This window comes from Microcystis sp. M179S2 (assembly GCF_020245805.1).
In the GTDB taxonomy this organism is placed as follows: Bacteria; Cyanobacteriota; Cyanobacteriia; order Cyanobacteriales; family Microcystaceae; genus Microcystis; species Microcystis aeruginosa.
On sequence record NZ_JADBUE010000086.1, the window covers coordinates 1 to 19994 of the forward strand.

At 44.3% G+C, this 19994-nt stretch carries 22 protein-coding genes; 11 read left to right on the plus strand and 11 right to left on the minus strand.

All coding sequences use genetic code 11. From position 1 onward, the window contains the following. The first annotated feature begins 187 nt into the window (after positions 1-187). From IM500_RS04860 to IM500_RS04875, 4 genes are all read left to right on the plus strand, one after another. Positions 188-1102 carry an alpha/beta fold hydrolase gene (locus IM500_RS04860; RefSeq protein ID WP_190723571.1) on the plus strand — a complete coding sequence of 305 codons (915 nt, stop codon included), beginning with the start codon at positions 188-190 and terminating at the stop codon, positions 1100-1102. Between the two features lie 34 nt (positions 1103-1136). Beyond that, positions 1137-2357, plus strand: a complete 1221-nt coding sequence (ispG, locus tag IM500_RS04865; RefSeq protein WP_190723569.1) for a (E)-4-hydroxy-3-methylbut-2-enyl-diphosphate synthase — start codon at positions 1137-1139, stop codon at positions 2355-2357. A 319-nt stretch (positions 2358-2676) separates the two neighbouring features. After that, positions 2677-3723, plus strand: a complete 1047-nt coding sequence (gene hisC, locus IM500_RS04870) for a histidinol-phosphate transaminase (protein WP_287737852.1) — start codon at positions 2677-2679, stop codon at positions 3721-3723. A 101-nt stretch (positions 3724-3824) separates the two neighbouring features. Next, positions 3825-4097: a winged helix-turn-helix domain-containing protein gene (locus tag IM500_RS04875; RefSeq protein ID WP_287737853.1), complete on the plus strand. Its 273-nt coding sequence runs from the start codon at positions 3825-3827 to the stop codon at positions 4095-4097. A 114-nt stretch (positions 4098-4211) separates the two neighbouring features. Here IM500_RS04875 and truB read toward each other — a convergent pair whose 3' ends face one another. The 3 genes from truB to IM500_RS04890 form a co-directional block, all read right to left on the minus strand. Then, complete coding sequence (gene truB / locus IM500_RS04880) at positions 4212-5093, minus strand: tRNA pseudouridine(55) synthase TruB (protein ID WP_190723563.1); 882 nt, start codon at positions 5091-5093, stop codon at positions 4212-4214. Between the two features lie 74 nt (positions 5094-5167). Beyond that, entirely contained in the window at positions 5168-6214 is a 1047-nt protein-coding gene (gene tsaD / locus IM500_RS04885) for a tRNA (adenosine(37)-N6)-threonylcarbamoyltransferase complex transferase subunit TsaD (RefSeq protein WP_190723560.1), read from the minus strand. Positions 6215-6341: 127 nt separating this feature from the next. Then, a complete protein-coding gene (locus IM500_RS04890) occupies positions 6342-7913 on the minus strand; it encodes a hydantoinase B/oxoprolinase family protein (RefSeq protein WP_287737856.1) in 1572 nt (523 codons plus the stop codon). Positions 7914-8146: 233 nt separating this feature from the next. Here IM500_RS04890 and IM500_RS04895 point away from each other — a divergent pair, with 233 nt between their 5' ends. Continuing rightward, the gene (locus IM500_RS04895; RefSeq protein ID WP_002763844.1) at positions 8147-8329 is read left to right on the plus strand and encodes a hypothetical protein; all 183 of its coding nucleotides are present in this window, start codon (positions 8147-8149) and stop codon (positions 8327-8329) included. On the opposite strand, the gene IM500_RS04900 is transcribed toward IM500_RS04895, so the two are convergent. Together IM500_RS04900 and IM500_RS04905 are read right to left on the minus strand one after the other, a co-directional pair. Continuing rightward, positions 8330-8467, minus strand: coding sequence for a hypothetical protein (locus IM500_RS04900; RefSeq protein WP_242034757.1), 138 nt, complete (start codon positions 8465-8467; stop codon positions 8330-8332). Between the two features lie 19 nt (positions 8468-8486). After that, positions 8487-8735: a response regulator transcription factor gene (locus IM500_RS04905; protein WP_242034756.1), complete on the minus strand. Its 249-nt coding sequence runs from the start codon at positions 8733-8735 to the stop codon at positions 8487-8489. 583 nt (positions 8736-9318) lie between these two features. Here IM500_RS04905 and IM500_RS04910 point away from each other — a divergent pair. The 4 genes from IM500_RS04910 to IM500_RS04925 all read left to right on the plus strand — a co-directional run bounded on the left by IM500_RS04910 (position 9319) and on the right by IM500_RS04925 (position 11181). Then, the gene (locus IM500_RS04910; RefSeq protein ID WP_190723556.1) at positions 9319-9594 is read left to right on the plus strand and encodes a hypothetical protein; all 276 of its coding nucleotides are present in this window, start codon (positions 9319-9321) and stop codon (positions 9592-9594) included. Beyond that, positions 9591-9959: a clan AA aspartic protease gene (locus tag IM500_RS04915; RefSeq protein ID WP_190723554.1), complete on the plus strand. Its 369-nt coding sequence runs from the start codon at positions 9591-9593 to the stop codon at positions 9957-9959. The genes IM500_RS04910 and IM500_RS04915 overlap by 4 nt, the downstream gene beginning before the upstream one ends. 281 nt (positions 9960-10240) lie before the next feature. Then, on the plus strand, positions 10241-10822 hold the full coding sequence (locus tag IM500_RS04920; protein ID WP_149106723.1) for a DUF1997 domain-containing protein: 582 nt from the start codon (positions 10241-10243) through the stop codon (positions 10820-10822). An 8-nt stretch (positions 10823-10830) separates the two neighbouring features. Beyond that, positions 10831-11181, plus strand: coding sequence for a Rieske (2Fe-2S) protein (locus IM500_RS04925; protein WP_002731942.1), 351 nt, complete (start codon positions 10831-10833; stop codon positions 11179-11181). Positions 11182-11438: 257 nt separating this feature from the next. Here the strand turns inward: IM500_RS04925 and IM500_RS04930 are convergent, their stop codons facing one another. The 3 genes from IM500_RS04930 to IM500_RS04940 form a co-directional block, all read right to left on the minus strand. Beyond that, a complete protein-coding gene (locus IM500_RS04930; protein WP_190723552.1) occupies positions 11439-12251 on the minus strand; it encodes a DUF362 domain-containing protein in 813 nt (270 codons plus the stop codon). Positions 12252-12266: 15 nt separating this feature from the next. Further along, positions 12267-13262: a tRNA dihydrouridine(20/20a) synthase DusA gene (gene dusA / locus IM500_RS04935; protein WP_190723623.1), complete on the minus strand. Its 996-nt coding sequence runs from the start codon at positions 13260-13262 to the stop codon at positions 12267-12269. Between the two features lie 334 nt (positions 13263-13596). Next, positions 13597-14961 (minus strand): collagen-like protein, encoded by a 1365-nt coding sequence (locus IM500_RS04940; RefSeq protein WP_190723622.1) that lies wholly within the window; start codon positions 14959-14961, stop codon positions 13597-13599. A 206-nt stretch (positions 14962-15167) separates the two neighbouring features. Between IM500_RS04940 and IM500_RS04945 the strand changes: the two genes are divergently transcribed. Together IM500_RS04945 and IM500_RS04950 are read left to right on the plus strand one after the other, a co-directional pair. Further along, positions 15168-16457, plus strand: coding sequence for a glucose-1-phosphate adenylyltransferase (locus IM500_RS04945; RefSeq protein WP_061432804.1), 1290 nt, complete (start codon positions 15168-15170; stop codon positions 16455-16457). Positions 16458-16722: 265 nt separating this feature from the next. Continuing rightward, positions 16723-17820 carry a patatin-like phospholipase family protein gene (locus tag IM500_RS04950; protein ID WP_190723551.1) on the plus strand — a complete coding sequence of 366 codons (1098 nt, stop codon included), beginning with the start codon at positions 16723-16725 and terminating at the stop codon, positions 17818-17820. Positions 17821-17986: 166 nt separating this feature from the next. Here the strand turns inward: IM500_RS04950 and IM500_RS04955 are convergent, their stop codons facing one another. From IM500_RS04955 to IM500_RS04965, 3 genes are read right to left on the minus strand one after another with little or no spacing between them, the layout of a single operon-like run. Next, the gene (locus IM500_RS04955) at positions 17987-18505 is read right to left on the minus strand and encodes a TolB family protein (RefSeq protein ID WP_002761947.1); all 519 of its coding nucleotides are present in this window, start codon (positions 18503-18505) and stop codon (positions 17987-17989) included. Next, positions 18502-19038 carry a TolB family protein gene (locus tag IM500_RS04960; RefSeq protein WP_190723549.1) on the minus strand — a complete coding sequence of 179 codons (537 nt, stop codon included), beginning with the start codon at positions 19036-19038 and terminating at the stop codon, positions 18502-18504. The genes IM500_RS04955 and IM500_RS04960 overlap by 4 nt, the downstream gene beginning before the upstream one ends. Before the next feature lie 12 nt (positions 19039-19050). Beyond that, positions 19051-19866, minus strand: coding sequence for a Ycf66 family protein (locus tag IM500_RS04965; RefSeq protein WP_190723547.1), 816 nt, complete (start codon positions 19864-19866; stop codon positions 19051-19053). Positions 19867-19994 lie beyond the last annotated feature (128 nt).

Sequence of the window (19994 nt, forward strand, 5' to 3'; positions counted from 1 at the left end):
ATGGATTTTAGGTTCGATTCCCCCTGCCCCCCTTGATAAGGGGGGTGCCGATCCCCCCTGCCCCCCTTGATAAGGGGGGTGCCGATCCCCCCTTAGTCCCCCCTTAATAAGGGGGGCATCTGATAATTTTTAACTCCTACCTACTTAGAATAATATTTCCTGAAAACCTCTTAATTGTTTGACTTAAGTGACAACTTCACCAGCTTGGACAGAACGCATCGGTTATCAACGGGATTGGGTGTGGCGCGGTTGGCAAATTCGTTATAGTTTTATGCCGGCAAAAAACCCCCAAGATGCCGATAAACCCCCTTTAATTTTACTGCATGGATTTGGAGCGGCGATCGAACATTGGCACCATAATATTCCTATTCTCAGCCAAAATCATCGAGTTTACGCAGTAGATTTATTAGGTTTTGGTGGTTCGCGCAAAGTACAGGTTCCCTATACCGTTAATCTCTGGGTGGAACAGATACACGATTTCTGGCAAACTTTTATCAATAGACCGGTGGTATTAGTGGGAAATTCGATCGGTTCTTTAGTTAGTATGGCCCTAGCGGGTAAATACCCAGAAATGGTAGCCGGATTAGTTATGCTCAGTTTACCCGATGTCAGCCGTCGGCGGGAAATGATCGCCGATTGGTTATTAAATATCGTCACTCCCATCGAAAACTTTTTCACTTCTCCTTGGCTATTAAAACCGATTTTTTACTATCTGCGTCGTCCGCAAGTCTTGAAAAAATGGACAGGAATCGCCTACGAAGACAAGAAAGCAGTCAGCGACGAATTAGTACAAATTATCGCCGCCCCAACCCTAGATGAGGGGGCAGCCGAGGCCTTTATTTCCCTAGCACAAGCTGTCAATCATCCCGAATATTGTCCACCGGCAAAGTTAATTTTACCACGCTTACAAATCCCGATTTTATTGTGTTGGGGCAAGCAAGATCGGATGGTTCCCGTCCAGTTAGCCCAGGGTTTTGTCTCCCTTAATCCTAGGATTAAATATGTAGAATTTGAACGGGCCGGTCATTGTTTACAGGATGAATGTCCGGACCGTTTTAACCCAATTTTATTAGAGTGGCTAGAATCTGTTGCTGTTCTTTGAGAGAATAGGGAGAGTGATTGTTGGTGATAGTCCTATGCAAACCTTGGAATCGACGCTCAACCCTCCCGCAACTGCCTCCGAATTCGACACCACGATTCACCGGCGCAAAACCCGTCCCGTCCAGGTAGGTGGCGTTACCATCGGTGGTGGTCATCCCGTGGTCGTGCAGTCGATGATTAACGAGGATACCCTTGATATAGATGGTTCCGTGGCAGGTATCCGTCGCCTCCATGAAATCGGCTGTGAAATTGTCCGCGTCACCGTGCCGAGTCTGGTTCACGCCACCGCTTTAGCTAAAATTAGGGAAAAACTGCTCGCCACCTATCAACCTGTGCCGTTAGTAGCCGATGTACATCACAACGGCATGAAAATCGCCCTAGAAGTGGCCAAGCACGTCGATAAAGTGCGGATTAACCCCGGTTTGTACGTTTTCGAGAAACCGAAAGCCGACCGCAGCGAGTATAGTCAAGCAGAATTTGATGAAATTGGCGAAAAAATAGCCGAAACTCTGAAACCTTTAGTAGTTTCCCTGCGAGATCAAGATAAAGCGATGCGAATCGGCGTTAACCACGGTTCTCTGGCCGAAAGAATGCTCTTTACCTACGGCGACACCCCCGAAGGAATGGTACAGTCGGCTTTAGAATTTATCCGCATCTGCGAATCCCTCGATTTTCGCAATCTGGTCATTTCCCTGAAAGCTTCCCGCGTGCCAGTTATGGTAGCCGCCTATCGTCTCATGGTTAAGCGCATGGACGAGTTGGGTATGGATTATCCCCTGCATTTGGGTGTTACTGAAGCAGGAGATGGGGAATACGGACGAATTAAATCCACTGCCGGGATTGCCACTCTCTTAGCGGACGGTATTGGTGATACGATTCGCGTTTCTCTGACGGAAGCTCCCGAAAAGGAAATTCCCGTCTGTTACAGCATTCTCCAGGCCCTGGGACTGCGGAAAACCATGGTCGAATACGTCGCCTGTCCTTCCTGTGGTCGCACTCTTTTTAATTTAGAAGATGTCCTGCAGCAAGTGCGCGCAGCGACTCAACACCTCACCGGACTCGATATCGCCGTTATGGGTTGTATTGTCAACGGACCGGGAGAAATGGCCGACGCAGACTATGGTTATGTAGGGAAACAGGCCGGTTATATCTCCCTTTATCGCGGTCGCGAGGAAATTAAACGCGTCCCCGAAAGTGAAGGTGTAAGCGAGTTGATTAATTTAATTAAAGCCGATGGCCGTTGGGTAGAACCTTAATTAGGGTTTGCTGAAAAGTTTTTCCTGGTGGCAGGGTGTGGGGTGTGGGGTGTGGGGTGTGGGGTTTTACCCATTTTCAGGGAGTCAATTACCTAATTTTTAGGGAAAAAGTCCCTGAATTTTCCCCCCAATCACTCCAATCGCTGGCACTTTTTGATTTCAAAAAAGCCTAAAGATATTATCCAACAAGGTTTTTAGATTTATTCAGCCAACCTTAATTAGTTTTACCGGTAGGGGTTGACATCTATTCAACCCCCGATCATCGGCGAGGATTTGTTACAATAGAAAGCTTGCTAGAAATTGCCGCTCCAGAGAGTTCATGCTACCCACACGCGATTGTGTTCGTCAAACCCCCGCTTACACTCCGGGAGAACAGCCCCAAACTGCGGGATTTACCAAACTTAACACCAATGAGAACCCCTATCCCCCACCGGCGGAAATTTTTGCCCACCTGCCAGAGCAATTAGAGAAAGTCCGACTCTATCCCGATCCTATCTCCAAAGAGTTACGGCAAACGGCGGCGGAATTATACGGCATAGCAGCCGATCAGATAATCGCGGGTAATGGCTCCGATGATATCCTCAATATCGCCCTGCGAACTTTTGTTAACCCTTGCGAAAGCGTCGCTTTTTTAGATTTAACCTATTCCCTTTACGAGACAATTGCCCGGGTACACGGGGCAAATATTATCGAATTTCCCACTAATGATAAATTTGCATTAGAAGGACCGATTATTTGTCCGGAAGCTAAATTAATTTTTCTGGCTTCCCCTAATCCTCCCCTCGGTAAACATCTTGATCGCGACTATTTAGAAGCAACCTGTGCTAATGCGTCGGGAGTGGTATTAATTGATGAAGCTTATGTGGATTTTAGTGATGACAATCATCTCGATTTTCTCTCCCGTTACGATAATGTCATCATTAGTCGCACTATGTCGAAAAGTTATAGTTTAGCGGGGTTAAGAGTCGGTTTCGGTTTTGCTTCCGGGGCCATTATCGAACAGATGGATAAGGTGCGTGATTCCTATAATTTAGATCGCATCGCTCAAACTTTAGCCACAGCAGCTTTAAAACACCATAATTATTTTGAGGAAGTTTGGCAAAAAGTCCGTCAAACCCGCGGCCGTTTAATTACTTCTTTGCGCGAGTTGGGATTCATTGTTTTTGACTCGGAAGCTAATTTTATCCTCGCTTCTCCCCCCAACATTAGTGCCAGTGAGTTATATAATCAACTCAAAGAGCGTCAGATATTAGTGCGATACTTTAAACATCCTCGCATTCAGAATTATGTGCGGATTTCTATCGGGACCGATGGGGAGATTGATCGCCTTTTATCTGCTATTCAAGAGATTATGGGAACAAATTAATCTCTATTTCCGTCTAGGTTTTATTAGCACTTTAAACCCTGATAACTTCTCAAAAAAAAGGCTAGATCGATCGGAACAAAGCAGCGACAAACAATGGTCTAATGGCCTGTCGTTTCTCCCGATTACTAGCCTTGGCTATCAAGATTATTAGTCCGACAAAAGGACTAAATACTAGCGCACAAATTTTTGAACTTATGCAATTTTATCCTCAAGGAATCACAGTTCAAGAATTGAGTGAGCGCTTAAATCGTCCCGTTTCTATGCTCAATCTTTGTCTAAAATCTTTGGTCGCTTCTAAAAAAGTCGTGGCCAGAAAAAATCATAATCAGTGGGTTTATACCAGACCTATTGTAAAAATCAAAAACTGTTGTTAGGGTTAGGAGTCGGTCGTCAGGAGTCAGGAGATAGGAGATTACTTTATTTATTCTCCCCACACCCCACACCCTGTCCCCACGAAAAACTTTTTCAGCAGACCCTAATTATTAACCCTATTGCTGAATAACTATTTTAGGCTGTAGGTAGTATTCATCTTCTCTGACAACTATCTCAGCAATGCCGAGAAATTGAGCTTCTAAAGACTCGACGGCAACCAGAGAACCAATCATAACATTTGCATCGGTGAGATTAATTTTTCTGCCGTGAAACCAATCGATAACTCTCTCTGACGTCAAAGAAATCCAGTCTAGATGCGCCAAGGCAATGCGAGGTGAAATTAAACCCTCGGAATTAGCCCTTAAAGCTTCGAGATTAATACTATCGGCTAACTGAAAACCACAGCTTTCCGTGCGCGTTAAACTGGCTAAAGTGCCACCGACAGCTAACACCTTGCCCAAATCTCTGGCCAGGGAACGGATATAAGTCCCCGATCCACAGTGAATATCTAGCTCTATTTGCGGAAATTCGCCCTCTAACCAGCCTAAAACCGTAATTTGGTCAATTTTGACCTGACGAGGCTCCACTGCGATTATTTCCCCTTTGCGCGCCAATTCGTAGAGACGGCGACCATCCTTGTGAATAGCACTATACATCGGCGGAATTTGGGCAATATTGCCAATAAATTCCGCTAAATGGGGCTTAACCGCCTCTAAAGTTAAATCGGGCCAGGGACAAGTGGCGATCGCTTTCCCAGTAATATCATCGGTATCGGTGCTGAGTCCTAACTGGATTTTTGCCCGATAGGCCTTATTTTCGGGTAAATAGGGCAGTAATCGGGTGGCAGCCCCGACGGCGATCGGTAAAACTCCCGTGGCCATAGGATCTAAAGTTCCGCCATGGCCGACTCGTTTTGTCTTAAGAATTTTTCGGACTTTGGCCACACAATCGTGAGAAGTCCAATCGGGGGGTTTATTGAGATTTAAAAAGCCAAACATTATGAAGTGGGGTGGGGAGATGGGGAGAATAGATAAAAGCAATCTCCTCAATTCTAAATACTGACGGCTGATAGCTAAAAATCTGACGTATTATATAATTGCATAACTTCGCTTAAAGGTAAACGGGAACGAACACCGAGAGAAAGGTCAGAAAAATGACCAAGATCATAATGATCAACGGCAGCGCGAGCAATCATAGCGGCGTTATCGGTACAGAGTTTAAGCGGCGGAAAATAGACGGTTAAATCATGATTTTTGGCGGCAGTTTCCAGATGATTTCTTAAGGCACTATTAGCAGCCACTCCTCCCCCGATCGCGATAGTTTTTAAGCCATAATCTAAGGCACAATTGATGGTCCGACGGGTTAAACTTCTGGCTACCGTATCTTGAAAACTAGCGGCTATATCAGCTACGGGTAAATTATCTGGCTCGAATTTCTCTACTAAGCGCAAAACAGCAGTTTTTAAACCGCTAAAACTGGAATCGTAGGCATGAAAACCGCCGGTTGGTAAAGATATTTTACCTTCCGGTAAGGGAAAAGCTTGGGGATTACCATCTTTAGCCATGCGATCAATTATCGGACCTCCGGGATAACTTAAGTTTAATAATCGTGCCACTTTATCAAAAGCTTCTCCGGCTGCATCATCTCTAGTGGTTCCTAATTGTTGATATTTGCCGCAGGCCTGCACATGGATTAAACTGGTATGACCCCCAGAGACTAAAAGAGATAAAAAAGGAGGTTTAAGATCAGATTCAGCGAGATAGGAAGCATAGATATGACCTTCGAGATGATGAATGCCGATAAAGGGTTTATCGTGGACAATAGCCAGGGTTTTAGCCGCCGTCATTCCCACCATTAAAGCACCTACTAAACCGGGGGCAACTGTGGCGGCTATTCCATCAATTTCTGACCAATTTAACCCCGTTTCTTGCCAAGCTTTTTCTAGACAAAAATTAATGGTTTCTAGGTGTTGTCGGGAGGCCATTTCCGGCACAACACCGCCATAGAGACGGTGGAGATCAATTTGAGAAGAAACCACACTACTCAACACACGGTTATTGTTAACAATAGCCACAGCCGTTTCATCGCAACTGGTTTCGATCGCTAAGATAATTGTCATGAATTAATAAGTAAATCGTCAGACACCCCCCTTATTAAGGGGGGATTAAGGGGGGATCCATCTTTAATTTAATTATAACCACTTACTTAATTTTGCTTAGGTACTTAATTAAAATTAAAGTTATCGTTCAGCGATTTCCATAGCCACCACCGCCGGGGGTTTCAATAATAAAAATATCACCAGGGTTCATTTCTACAGTCGCTGTACCGGGCAATTCTTCAATAGTTCCATCGTTTCTTTCCACGGCATTACGTCCTATTCTACCTGCTTTTCCTCCCGCTAGTCCAAAGGGGGGAATCTGGCGATTACCCGATAAAATATTAGCAGTCATAGCCTCTTGAAATTTAATTCTTCTAATCACACCATCACCTCCAGAATATTGTCCCCTGCCGCCACTATCGTGGCGAATGCTAAAACTTTCTACTAACACAGGATAGCGCATTTCTAATACTTCCGGATCGGTGAGACGGGAATTAGTCATCTGGGTTTGTACGGCAGCAGTTCCCGCAAAATTTGCTCCCGCACCAGAACCGCCACAAATAGTCTCATAATATTGATATTCTTGATTGCCAAAAGTGAAATTATTCATCGTCCCTTGGCTGGCTGCCTGAATGCCTAAAGCACCGTATAAAGTATTAACTATTGCCTGGGAAGTTTCTACATTTCCTGCTACTACGGCCGCTGGATAAACGGGATTAAGAAAACAGCCAGACGGGATAATTAAATGGAGGGGTTTGAAACAGCCAGCATTTAAAGGGATTGCCTCCTCCACAAGGGTACGAAAAACGTATAAAACCGCCGCTCTTGTCACTGCTAGGGGTGCATTAAAATTATTATTTAACTGGTCAGATGTGCCAGTAAAATCAATGGTTGCTTGACAATTATCAATATCTATGCTAATTCTGACCTTGATGACAGCACCGTTATCCAGATAATAAGTAAATTCACCATCTTTCAGGACAGATATAGCTTTTCTAACCGCTAATTCCGCATTATCTTGAACAAACTGTTGATAGGCTTTAACCATAGCTAATCCGTAGCGATCAACCATATTATGTAATTCTCTTTCCCCCTTGGCATTAGCGGCTATTTGTGCTTGAAAATCGGCAATATTTTGGGCGATATTGCGTGCAGGAAAAGGACTATTAGTTAAGTGATTAATTAATTCTTGTTCCCGAAACTGTCCCGCCGCTACCAGCAAAAAATTATCGAATAAAATTCCTTCTTCGCTAATATGGACAGAGTGGGGAGGCATAGAACCGGGGGTAATGCCACCGATATCAGCTTGATGTCCCCGGGAGGCAAGATAAAATAATATTTCCTGATTTTGGCGGTCAAAAATAGGACTAATTACTGTGACATCTGGCAGGTGAGTACCGCCATTATAAGGATTATTAGCTAGATAAACATTCCCTGGACGAATCGTCTCCCCCTTATCCTGAATTAAGCTTTTAACACTATCGGCCATAGAGCCTAAATGGACGGGAATATGAGGAGCATTAGCGATTAAATTTCCCCCCTCATCAAAGATAGCACAGGAGAAGTCTAGACGCTCTTTAATATTGACACTTGCTGCCGTATTTTGGAGAGTAATCCCCATTTGTTCGGCAATAAATTGATAGAGATTTTTAAAGATTTCTAGATAAATAGGATCGGCAACGGTAGTTATTTCTGAGCGGTGAAAATCTACAGGGAACATAGGAAAATCAGTTATTAGTTATCAGTATATCTGCTACAGAAGTTAGGTTATCGAGCTGCTATCGGTTCAAAATGTGGTTTTTATAGATAGGGTGCTTGTCTCTTGTCTTTTTTTATCCTCCTGTCTCAGGGTTTTCTGTCTCCTCACCTAAGGGAAGATTTTTGATTTTTGCAGGAGAGCCACTGATAGGGGCTGACTGATATATAATCGCAGTCAGTACCAGAGGGTGAATTATGGATAAAACCAGCTTGATCGATAAAGTGCAACAAATGGCCAATAAACGGGATTATTTACTGCAATTGCGCGATAAACCCGACATTGGCGGCCTGAGATTAGATGTTAATCAAGCTCTTGAGGAGTTGGATGAATTACTCGATGAGTTTCAAGCAACTTTTCCTGAAGAAAAACTTAGTTAACTATCCGACTCGACGGGATTGATGTTTGTCCGATTGTGCTAATTTTCCCAAGTAATCGATCGCTTTGATCAGAGCTTGGGAAGATATATCTTTAGAGCAGTATAAGTCAAAAGCTGTACTTTGATTATTTTTTTCCATTGGAAGCTTTGGCAAGGAACTATAGGCGATAAGGGTCGAATTGTTTGATCTGAATAGCGGCGCTGTGTCCATTTAAGACAGGCATCCGTACATCTAAAATAATTACATCTGGTTGATAAATTTTCGCCAATGCCATAGCCTGTTGACCATTAACAGCAATTCCCACCACCTGACAATGCGGCTGCTGGGAAATTAAAGTCTTGATTACTAAACAAGTTAGCTCGTGATCGTCGGCAATCAAGACTTTAATTAGGTCTATCGGCTTCATTATAATCATTTTTCCTTACTTGGAGGTCTCACTTGTTATCATTGTAGAGCCTGTTGATCTTTTGGACTTAACTTCACGACACTTCCCATCTCCCCATCACCCATCTCCCCAATTCATAATTCCCCCACTCCCTTCTCTCTTTGCTCTTCTCCCTTCTCCCCAACTCCCACTCTGCAATAACTACTGGCAGCCAGAAATACGTTCGGTTCATATCACACTTTGTGCTTTTTGTCAAAAAAACTTTTTTTTTGCAATAAAACTACACAAAAAAAAGATCATCATTGCTGGTGAAATTGACTAATTTACCCGTCTTAATTAGGATTACCTTGTAGGTGTGGCAAGGGTTTCAACCATTGCTGTCCAAAAAAGCACAGAGTGCGATCGCCGATCTTGTAGGGTGCGTTCCCTAATGTGGCTCCCACTGCTCCACTGATCGATTTTTGAGGAACGCACCATGCTCATTGATTGAAGTTGTGGGTTTAGGTGCGATGCCGCTCTTGTGGACCCAGTTGGGGAATGTTAGCGAAGATTTCCGATGTTTAGGTTAAAATAGAGGGGCAAAAGTTGCCCCAGGGTCAAGCCAATGACAGTTCGACAACCCCGCTACAGCAAAGAAGAATTCGCTCGACGTGGTAATGAGATTTATCAATCTCAGGTACGTTCTCAAGTGGAGGAGGGAAATCACGGGAGAATTGTGGCGCTCGACATCGAAACTGGAGCGTTTGAGCTTGCCGACGATACGATTACTGCTACCGATCATCTCTATGAGCGTGTCCCTGATGCTCAACCTTGGGTGATTCGGATTGGACATAGAGCCGTCTTCCGTTTTGGCAGTCGCAGCCAGAGAAAGCCAGTATGATGTTCGGTGTGGTCAATAATAATTGTGAAGCAATCATCAAAGTTGCAGTCGGTCGTATCGGCTCACCGAAAATAGCACTCGATGCTATCATTGACACTGGATTCACCAGCTTTTTGTCTTTACCGCTTTCTGTCATCACAGATATTGGTTTGCCTTGGCACTATCGAGATATTGGCACATTAGGCGATGGGAGCGAAGTCGTTTTTGAAATATACAAAGCTTCTGTGATCTGGGATGGTCAAGAGCAGATTATTGATGTGGCAGCTTCTGATGCAGAGCCGTTAGTGGGGATGGGTCTTTTGTATGGCTTTAAACTTCAGATTGAGGCAGTGGAAGGTAGGCGCGTTACGATTGAAGCGTTATGACTCAGCCAAAGTTATCGGTGAAGACGGTCTAACTTAACCGTTATACTGAATCGGTTTTTAATAGCATGATTAACTCCCAATCCAACTTGAAAAACCCGCTCCCCCCCACTGTTGACTTAAAACCCCCCACTGATCACTGATCACTGAAAAAAGCCCAACTTTGGGCAAAAATCTGGTTTGTGTCCCCTCTTAGCGGTAAAATTTCTACATCTGGACTGTCGAAAAGCATAAGTTTTGTAAAGTAAAATTAAGAAGGGAGACAAATTTAAGATAACCAACGTATGGAAGTAACTTTTACCGCTGCCGAATCCCTAGAAATTGTTGTTGCTGAACAAACCATCCCGATTCAGCATTATCTGCGCCAACCGCAAAGATTAGTACAGGCTATCGTTGAGACTAGCTTAACAGAACACTTGTCTGAGAATAGGTTTCGCCTAAAAATGCGTCCCCTAAACTTCTTGAATATGTACTATTTTCAGCCCACGGTTATTCTTAATGTCTGGGCTACCTCTGAGGGGACGATATTTTTGCAATCAGAAGACTGTCAGATCAAAGGTATTGATTATATCAACGATCGCTTTAGCCTCAATGTTAAAGGCAAACTCGCTCCTGTGGAAAAAAATAATCAAACCTATCTAGCGGGAAAAGCCAATCTTGAGGTGAAAGTCGCCCTACCACCGCCATTATGGTTAACCCCGCGTCCGCTGTTAGAAATCGCCGGTAATAGTCTCTTAAAAGGGGTTTTATTGCGGATTAAACAGCGTTTAATGAGTCAATTGTTGCAAGATTACCAACAATGGGCTAAACAGGATATTATTGCCCAAAATTACCCCGAAACGATTCTCGATCTCTCCCTTAGTTAAATAAAAATATGAGTTGGACAAAAGTATTATCTGTAGATTCCCTTGCCCCCGGCGCCCGTCAAGTGGTAAAAGTGGGGGAAAATTCCATTCTGTTGATTAACAATAACGGTCAATTCCACGCCGTCGGTAATCGTTGTCCTCATTTAAAATTATCGATGACGAAGGGCAAAATTACCGAAGACGGCGCGATCGTTTGTCCCTGGCATCGTAGTTCTTTTGATCTCTGTAGTGGTGCTGTCAAAGACTGGATTACCTGGCCCCCTGTGGTTAACAAAGCGATGGCGGCAGTTTCTCAACCCCAAGCTTTACCCGTTTATCCCCTTCGCATCGAAGACGGCAGCATCTGGATAGACGCTTGACATCCTCACCGAGGGGGGGTTTTGGGCAACCTAAAGAGCAGTTGCTTTAACCGACAATGGTTAATCTTTGAGAATGCCAAACGCTACCTCGCTCCCTTCCGTAAAAACCCAGTTATGCATTGTTCCCCCCGCTCCGGTGATCCCCACTCTCCTGTATATTTTTTAAACAGGATTGCGCGAGGTCATTCTGTTATTCTGACTTCCCCTCCCGACGACCGGCGACCGACTCCTAACCCCACCAAGAAACTTTTTTAACCCTAATTGGTTCCGTTTAAAAGTTGAGAACGAAGCAAATCGATCGCATCTAAATAACTTGGCATTGGTTCATCACCTAACAGACAAGCACTGCGGTCCACGCTAATCATATCATCACCCCAAAACACTTGACCGAGAGGAATAGATTTTCCTCGATCCGGTCGCCAATTGCTACTAAAATATTTAAGATTAGCGTCCACCACTGCCCCATCAAAAAGATGACCGATACAAAAATAAACATCCTGTAAAATTAGCGGTACGGAGGGGCGATGTAATTGCCCCCGCGAGTTGGGACTACGGGCTTTATAATGACTACGGGGAAAGAGTCCATAGAGATTTTTTAAAGAAGCAGAAATCAGGGGTTTATCCTTTAAATGGGTGCGTTTTAAGGTTCCAATCGTGATCCGACAATCCACTTCTTCGATAATTTTAGGGGCAAACATCGAGGGAAAACGGACAGGAAAAGGGGAAAGATTCGGATATTCTTGCTGGGGTAAACTATCAGCATCAAGAATAGTTATTCCAGGATCGAGAATAGATTTTACTCCCAAAATATCGATAATTTCTCTCAAAGAAATAGCCGAACATACTCCCTCTAATAAGATAATTTCTGCCCCTGGATTTACCCCTCTCAATCCCCGCAAAACTTGACTTAATACCGGCAGACTAACCGTTACCGGTGGTGGCACAGGATAACCTAAATTAGGTTTAATTAAAATACGTTTAGCTGTGATAGCTGCCCGGGGAGGTTGATAAACAAAATCCGCCATAGCTGAATTTTTTACCCCGGCAGTAATTGAGGATTGGGTAATCATAGAAAAGAAAATAAATCAATGGGAAGCTGACAGATTAGCTAGATCATTTAGGGAGTTTACCTGCTCTAAAGCTTGCCAGATTACCCCGGAATCGGCCCCAGGAAAATGGCTATTTTCACTAATATAACGCTTCCAGCCCTTAGTTCCGGGCTGACCGGCAAAAAGCTGTAAAAGATGTTTGCTGATCTGGTGTAATTTATAACCTTTACTCACCCATTCATCGATGTAGGGAAGCATTTTTTTGATTACTTCTTCCCGGGTAGGAGGAGTAACCGATTCCCCATAAAAATCTCGATCGACTGTGGCAAATAAATAGGGATTATCGTAGGCTGCCCGACCGATCATGACCGCATCTACTAATTGTAAATGTTGTCTAGCCTGTTCTAAATTAATGATACCGCCGTTAATTTCAATAAACAAATGGGGAAACTGATTTTTTAGGCGATAAACATCATCGTAACGCAGGGGGGGAACGGTGCGATTTTCCTTGGGACTTAATCCCTGTAACCAAGCTTTCCGCGCATGGATGGTAAAACGTTGACAACCGGCATCTGCGACAATACGGACAAAATTCGCCATATTTTCGTAACTATCCTGATGATCAATGCCAATTCTCTGTTTTACAGTCACGGGAATCGATACAGCTTGATTCATTGCCGATATTCCCCTCGCGACTAATTCCGGGTTAGCCATCAAACAAGCGCCGAAATTGCCCTCTTTTACCCGAGAACTAGGACAACCCACATTGAGATTTACCTCGTCATAACCCATATCTTCGGCTATTTTAGCGCATTCTGCCAAAAGATAGGGATTATCACCCCCTAACTGCAAAGCGAGAGGTTTTTCTGCTAGGGAAAACCCCAGCAACTTATAGCGATCGCCGTGTTGAATCGCCATCGTCGTGATCATTTCCGTGTAGAGAAGGGGACGACGGCTAATTTGTCGCCAAAAATAGCGAAAATGGCGATCGGTATAATCCATCATCGGCGCCACACTTAAAATATTGCCCATCTTTCCCTTGATTTTCTCCTTCAGGGTAGCCATTGATCGCTGATCGGGACATTCTCCTGGTTTCCCCAGAGAAGAACCGGTCTTCCTCTCAACATATTTTAGAGCCTTTTGGTAAGTAGGTAGGCGTTAAAAATTATCAGACACCACCCTTATCAAGGGGGGACTAAGGGTAGGGTTGATTCATGAATCAACCCTACTATGAATCAACCCTAGGACTAAGGGGGGATCGAACCTAAAATCTATTTTTAATTTAATTATAACCAGCTACTTAAGTTGACTATCTAAATTACTCGTTAAGACTGCGCCGGAGAAAGGACAAGGGAGCTTTTTTGACTTACCTCCGTGGGATATTTGCCCCTTTAATCGTGTCGCGAATGACGAGTTTTTGTTCTTTGGAATAACCGGCAAAAGAACGAGTAGCAAGTAACTCAATTTCTATCCCCGTACCCGATCGCAAAGATTCCACAGGTAAGGGTAATTGACCGATATCGAGAATAAATTGATTACCCTCCTGTCGGATCAAATTAGCGGGCATATCTCCTTCATAGCGAGTGACAAAATCAGTTCTGGGACTGGTTTGCAGGTCGTCTGCTTGCCAACGAGTGACGCGATAACGCACTTTAAATTTAGTGCCGATTAAATTCGATTGGGAAGCTTTATCTTCGAGAAAAAGCCTTAAATCAGTACCATTTCCTGTAATACCTTTTGCTTCTAATTGGGTGACATCTCGTTCAAAAACAGCATTATAAACGACAAATTCCGTAACATTATTGCGTTTTTGAGTGGTTCCCTCGATCCAGAGGTCACTGGGGACAGTTACCTTCATTTCCTTTTGATCATCGAGGGTTAAAGTAAAACGCTGATTAGTAAACCGGTTAAACTCTTGGGGGGCATTCCAAATTAAAATAAAAGAACGTTCCGATCGATCTACTAAAATCCGATATTGATCATCGATCAGGGAACCGGGGGCAAATAAAGACACTGCCCCGGTGCGAGTTTCCCAACTATTTTTAGATAGAATATAACCCCGTTCTTTTAACTCCGAAAGGGGAACAGTTGCGCTCGGTTGATCGGCAGTTAAAGGGCGATCGATTTGAATTAAAGTTAACTGTCCTAAACGACCCTCGCGACCGTTACGACCACTATTACCCGTCGCCCCATCGAGACCATCCTGACAGCTAAATTCTCTGGTGGTACAGCTATAATTGGCATCACCCGGCCTACCGCTGCAGGTTTGAATTGTCCAGAAGGGTTGGGAACAGCGACAACCCTTGCCCCCCTGGCCTCCCTGACCCCCAAAACCCCCAGCGCCTCCGGCTGCATTGACCGTTACTTGTCTTAAAAAATCTAAATTAGTGGCATAGAGGGTTAAAGCGCCGCCATTGCCCCCATCACCCCCATCACCCCCATTGCCACCGTTACCACCACCGGCCGCCTGGAGATTTCTGGTTACGTTGCCCGGTTGACCGCTACAGTTGCCATCGCTGCCATTGCTGCCATTTTCACCATCGACCCCTTTTTGTCCTGAAATATCGAGTTTTAGGGGAGAACCATCGAGAAAAAGGGTTAAACTGTCACTATTTTTGCCTTGGCCGCCGACCTTGCCAGCTTTTCCGCTTTGTCCCTGTTTACCGAAAGTCTGTACATCGGAACCTTGGGCTAACCAAGAACAGCGATCGCCTGTCACCGTGGCGGGCATTAGGTACGGTAAAGGGATAAAAAAGGTGAATATTAATGATTTAGCCCAAAAATTCATGATTTTAGCGAATTTATCCGCAAAGACTCCGATCAATTCCCTCTTGATGACTTTTAGATCTAGATTTTTGTTTCCCCTCTATCAATAAGGTGCGCTATCATCCTACACTTACTTTGAGAAGGAAACAGCCAATCGCGAGGGTTACGCGCGTGAAAAAAGTATTAGCTATTATCTTAGGTGGCGGGGCTGGAACTCGCCTTTATCCGTTAACGAAACTGCGGGCAAAACCTGCCGTCCCCCTAGCGGGAAAATATCGCTTAATCGATATTCCCGTCAGCAATTGTATTAACTCCCAGATTGACAAAATCTATGTGTTGACGCAATTTAATTCCGCTTCCCTCAATCGTCACCTCAATCGTACCTATAATTTTACGGGTTTTAGTGATGGTTTCGTGGAAGTTTTGGCCGCTCAACAAACCATGGAAAATCCTCAATGGTTCCAAGGCACGGCCGACGCGGTACGACAATACATCTGGACGATGAAGGATTGGGATATCGATGAATATCTAATTCTCTCGGGAGATCATCTCTATCGCATGGACTACAGCAAGTTCATCGAACGCCATCGGGAAACTAACGCCGATATCACTTTATCGGTGGTTCCCATCGATGAACGTCGGGCCTCCGCTTTTGGGGTGATGAAAATTAATGATTCGGGGCGAATTGTCGATTTTTATGAGAAACCCAAAGGGGCAGAATTGGAAAGAATGCGGGTAGATACGACGATTTTAGGCTTAAGTCCCGACCAGGCCCGTCAAAGTCCCTACATCGCTTCCATGGGAATTTATGTCTTTAAAAAGAATGTTTTAATCGATCTGCTCGATGCCAATAAAGAACAGACCGATTTCGGCAAGGAAATTATTCCCTCGGCGGCTAAAGACTACAATCTTCAGGCTTATTTATTTAAGGGTTACTGGGAAGATATCGGGACGATTGAAGCCTTTTATGAGTCTAATCTCGCCTTGACCCAACAACCCAATCCCGCCTTTAGTTTCTACGATGAAAAAGCCCCCATCTATACCCGTTCTCGCTATCTGCCACCCACAAAAATGCTCAATTGTACGGTGACAGAATCGATGATTTCTGAAGGTTGTATTCTCAAAGAATGTCGCATCCATCACTCGATTTTAGGTATTCGTAGTCGAGTCGGCAAAGACTGCACGATCGAGGATACAATGCTGATGGGATCGGACTTTTATGAGTCTTTCCCCGAACGGGAAAGTCTCGTCCGAGATGGCAAAGTTCCCATGGGTATCGGCCCCGGTTCCACTATTCGTCGGGCAATTGTGGACAAAAATGCTCGCATTGGTGCCAATGTTTTAATTGTTAACAAGGATCGTGTGGAAGAAGCTAATCGCGAAGATTTAGGTTTCTATGTTCGCAGCGGCATCGTGGTTATTTTCAAAAATGCCACTATTCCCGACGGGACGGTGATTTAATCTATCAGTTATCAGTTATCAGTTATCAGTTTTTCCATTTTTCTAGTTATTATCGCTTGGATATAGCCGCAGGCTGATGGCTTCAGCTAATTACCTAGACAATTCCCTTGAAATCCTATCCTTTTCTAGAAGTGATGGCAACATCTACCGAGCAGCTCTTCTGAAAATCAGAAAAATTTCTATATTTTTGGCTCTGATTCTAGGTTTTCAATTAACCTTAAATTAAAGCCCTAAGACTTAGATAGAAGCCATTCAAAGGATATTTATGAAAGCCAAAATTGCGATCGCTTGTCAGGGAGGTGGTAGTCAAACTGCTTTTACTGCCGGTGCCTTGAAAGCATTATTTGACAATAAAGTGCAAGATTACTTTAATATTGTCAGTCTCAGTGGTACTTCTGGCGGTGCTATCTGTGCATTTTTCACCTGGTATGCTCTCAAAAAAGGTGATAGCGTCGTTTGGAAAAGAATGATTGATTTTTGGGAAGATAATAGCACTCAAACTCCCCAAGAAAAGCTATTTAATGACTCAGCTATTAAAGCTCTAGAATTAGCCAGCAAAGGATTAATTCCCCAGTATAATCTCAGTCCTTCCTCTCCAATTACTAAAACCTTATTTTCCCTAGCTACCTACGGTTTACGCGGTCGCTTTACCAACTTTGATCAGTTACTAAGAGCGCATATTGATTTCTCGGAATTAGCCACTTGGGGAGCTAAACCAGAACCACCAATTTTATTAATGGGGGCCTGTAATGTCCTGACAGGAAAATTAAGTAAATTTAACTCGCGCGAGGAAGCGGTTAAAATTGAACATATCCTAGCTTCTGCCTGTGTTCCTAACATTTTTCCTGCCGTCACCATTGAAACTATGGCCTACTGGGATGGACTATTTTCCGATAATCCCCCCATCCGTTCTTTAATTCGCCGTGAATTTGTTGGAATCGAAAATATTCCCGATGAAATTTGGGTAATTAAAATTAATCCCACCTCTAGAGATAAGATCCCCGTGCAATCCGATGATATTGCTGATCGCCGTAATGAATTAGAAGGCAATGTTTCCCTATTTCAAGGTCTCGATCAGATTGACTTTCTCAATCAATTATTTCTCAAAGGAGCCTTTAAAGAGGAATTTTTGAGCGAGATCGGATTAACAGAACCATTAAAAATTCCTAAATCTTTCCCGGAAGATCCCGATCAGGATTACCATATTCCCATGATCGAAATGTCGGCGGAATTAGCCCATAGTCTCAACTACGAAAGTAAACTCGATCGCTCTCCTGCCAATATCCAGCGTCTGATTGCTGACGGGGAAAAACAGGGAAAACAATTTCTAGAACATCGACTAAAAGCTATGGGTTTAAGATAGTTTTTGAGGTTTCAAAAACGGCAAAAATAAGGATTAAATTGCACAAAATCCTTAAATAGACCATTCAGTTGATTATTATTCATTCTTAATTCTCCTGACGACCGGCTACTGGCTACTGACTCCTAACCCTAACAACAATTTTTGATTTTTATAAGAGGTCTAATGATCACTGATTTTCATTGACTAATACCCGTCCGGATAGATCGTAAATCATAATATCCCATTGCCCATTTTTTGCCGCTTCAAAAGCCACTTTAGAACCATCGGCACTGATGATCGGATTGCGTACTTCCGCGAGCAGATCGGGAGCAATTTCCCTTCTCTGTTGAGTTTGTCGATCGTACAGATAAATAGCCGTTTTTCCCTGACGACTAGCAGTAAAAACGATATAACGACCATCTTCACTAATGGAAGGACTAGAAGCGATCTGATCGAGAGAATTTAGTCCGGGTAAAGGCAGTAAACGGCGATCGATGGCATCAAAAAGATAGATAGCTTGGGAACCATTGCGATCGGACGCAAAAACGAGATAGCGAGAGGCAAGATAGGGAGTTAATTCACTAGCAGCACTGTTTAAAGTTCTCCCCCCTCGATCGAAAGGAAAAGACAATAAACTGGGATAACCCGCACATCCAGTTAACAAACTAATTACAGCAACAAGACTAATAAAAAAATAACGTTTCACGGTTTGGGACTGTCAACGGGACTGCCATCGGCAATATCTAACTCGATATTCGGACCGCGATCAAGAACCTCCACATCCCATTGTCCCCGACGAGCGGACTCAAAGACAAGATAACGACCATCGGGACTAAGACGGGGATTTCGCAACCAACCGCGATAATTTTGACTCAATAACTCAGAACGATCGGTAATGCGGTCATATAAAGCGATGACGGGACGACCCTCAATAATCACCACATAAGCCAGATAACGCCCCGTTTGGCTTAAACTGGGGCTATCGGTAATTTCTTGACCCGTATATAATCCCCCTAGGGCCTGGTATTGTTTTGTCTGCAAATCATAAAGCAGCATCTGATTACTACCGCGGCGATTAGACAGCAAAGCAAGCCAACGACCATCACCGCTCAGGGCAGGTTTTTCGTCATTATAGCGACTATTTAGGGTTCCTGTAGAGAAACCGGGGTTATTGAGATTACAACCGCCTATAACCCCTAAAAACAAGCAGATAAACAGTAAAAAGGGAGCTTTGGTCATCGGACCTACTCCTTAATAATCAAACCTAGTCGGATTATCATTACTCGACTCCCGTTCACTATTATCCGGTCTCTCCCAATCTTCTCGATCGCTCGTATCGTTAGGATCGATCGGTTGATAATCGACGTATTCCCCTTTAAATGGCGGATCATCCTCAATTATTGGGCGAGGACGACGTTTTTGGCTAGTGCGGGGCGGTTTACTGCTCGTCTCTTCACTAGCGGGACGACGACGGGGACGGGGACTGGTTTCTTCCCAATCATCACCGCTACGGCGCTGATCATAAACATCTCGATCGCTAGTGGGGGAACTATTGCGGGGACGACGATTAGCCGTTTTGCGACTGCTAGGATCGGCCGGCCGACGGGTGCGGGTGCTGCGGGGTTCCTCGTCCTGATAACTAGAAGTGCGGGAAGAGCGGGGATCATCGTAACCGCGTAAACGGGGATTATCTTCGTAACGTTCCTCCGGTTCGTAGGTGTCGAGGGGTTCTAATTCGGCCCGATATTCCCGACTCACAGGACGTTCATCCACAAAAGACGTGCCGCGGCGGGCCTGTTCCGTGGTTAAACCCCGCAATTTTACCGTCTCGAAGGCAAAAAACACCGCTGCCCCGGTCAGCAAAAATTGTCCGAATTGCAAAATCGGATCCAGTCGCCACCCTTGAAAAAGTAGAATCAAACCGCACAGTAAACCAACGGCGGCAAAAAATATATCATGATCCCTGGAAAGTTCCGGCCGCACCGAGCGCAGGAAGTATAACCCAGCTCCGGCCACTGCCAGAAAAATTCCCAAGATACTGGCCGAATTCAGCCCAAAATTGACCATCTTTATCTCCCTTCTCGGTGCTTAAATTCAAGAATCGAGTCTTTATCTATAGCGGTGAGCTATTAGCCGTCAGCTTTCAGCAGCAATCTTGCTGTTTTTAACTCTAGGCATCGAGCTATATTCTAACC

Bases quoted from the DNA above. Each gene is read 5' to 3' on its own strand.
- IM500_RS04910 (WP_190723556.1), top strand. From the start codon at position 9,319: ATGACAGTTCGACAACCCCGCTACAGCAAAGAAGAATTCGCTCGACGT.
- IM500_RS04960 (WP_190723549.1), bottom strand. From the start codon at position 19,038: ATGACCAAAGCTCCCTTTTTACTGTTTATCTGCTTGTTTTTAGGGGTT.
- IM500_RS04925 (WP_002731942.1), top strand. From the start codon at position 10,831: ATGAGTTGGACAAAAGTATTATCTGTAGATTCCCTTGCCCCCGGCGCC.
- IM500_RS04895 (WP_002763844.1), top strand. From the start codon at position 8,147: ATGGATAAAACCAGCTTGATCGATAAAGTGCAACAAATGGCCAATAAA.
- IM500_RS04930 (WP_190723552.1), bottom strand. From the start codon at position 12,251: ATGATTACCCAATCCTCAATTACTGCCGGGGTAAAAAATTCAGCTATG.
- IM500_RS04950 (WP_190723551.1), top strand. From the start codon at position 16,723: ATGAAAGCCAAAATTGCGATCGCTTGTCAGGGAGGTGGTAGTCAAACT.
- IM500_RS04965 (WP_190723547.1), bottom strand. From the start codon at position 19,866: ATGGTCAATTTTGGGCTGAATTCGGCCAGTATCTTGGGAATTTTTCTG.
- ispG (WP_190723569.1), top strand. From the start codon at position 1,137: ATGCAAACCTTGGAATCGACGCTCAACCCTCCCGCAACTGCCTCCGAA.
- IM500_RS04915 (WP_190723554.1), top strand. From the start codon at position 9,591: ATGATGTTCGGTGTGGTCAATAATAATTGTGAAGCAATCATCAAAGTT.
- dusA (WP_190723623.1), bottom strand. From the start codon at position 13,262: ATGGGCAATATTTTAAGTGTGGCGCCGATGATGGATTATACCGATCGC.
- hisC (WP_287737852.1), top strand. From the start codon at position 2,677: ATGCTACCCACACGCGATTGTGTTCGTCAAACCCCCGCTTACACTCCG.
- IM500_RS04875 (WP_287737853.1), top strand. From the start codon at position 3,825: ATGGCCTGTCGTTTCTCCCGATTACTAGCCTTGGCTATCAAGATTATT.
- tsaD (WP_190723560.1), bottom strand. From the start codon at position 6,214: ATGACAATTATCTTAGCGATCGAAACCAGTTGCGATGAAACGGCTGTG.
- IM500_RS04890 (WP_287737856.1), bottom strand. From the start codon at position 7,913: ATGTTCCCTGTAGATTTTCACCGCTCAGAAATAACTACCGTTGCCGAT.
- IM500_RS04900 (WP_242034757.1), bottom strand. From the start codon at position 8,467: ATGGAAAAAAATAATCAAAGTACAGCTTTTGACTTATACTGCTCTAAA.
- truB (WP_190723563.1), bottom strand. From the start codon at position 5,093: ATGTTTGGCTTTTTAAATCTCAATAAACCCCCCGATTGGACTTCTCAC.
- IM500_RS04920 (WP_149106723.1), top strand. From the start codon at position 10,241: ATGGAAGTAACTTTTACCGCTGCCGAATCCCTAGAAATTGTTGTTGCT.
- IM500_RS04905 (WP_242034756.1), bottom strand. From the start codon at position 8,735: ATGAAGCCGATAGACCTAATTAAAGTCTTGATTGCCGACGATCACGAG.
- IM500_RS04940 (WP_190723622.1), bottom strand. From the start codon at position 14,961: ATGCCCGCCACGGTGACAGGCGATCGCTGTTCTTGGTTAGCCCAAGGT.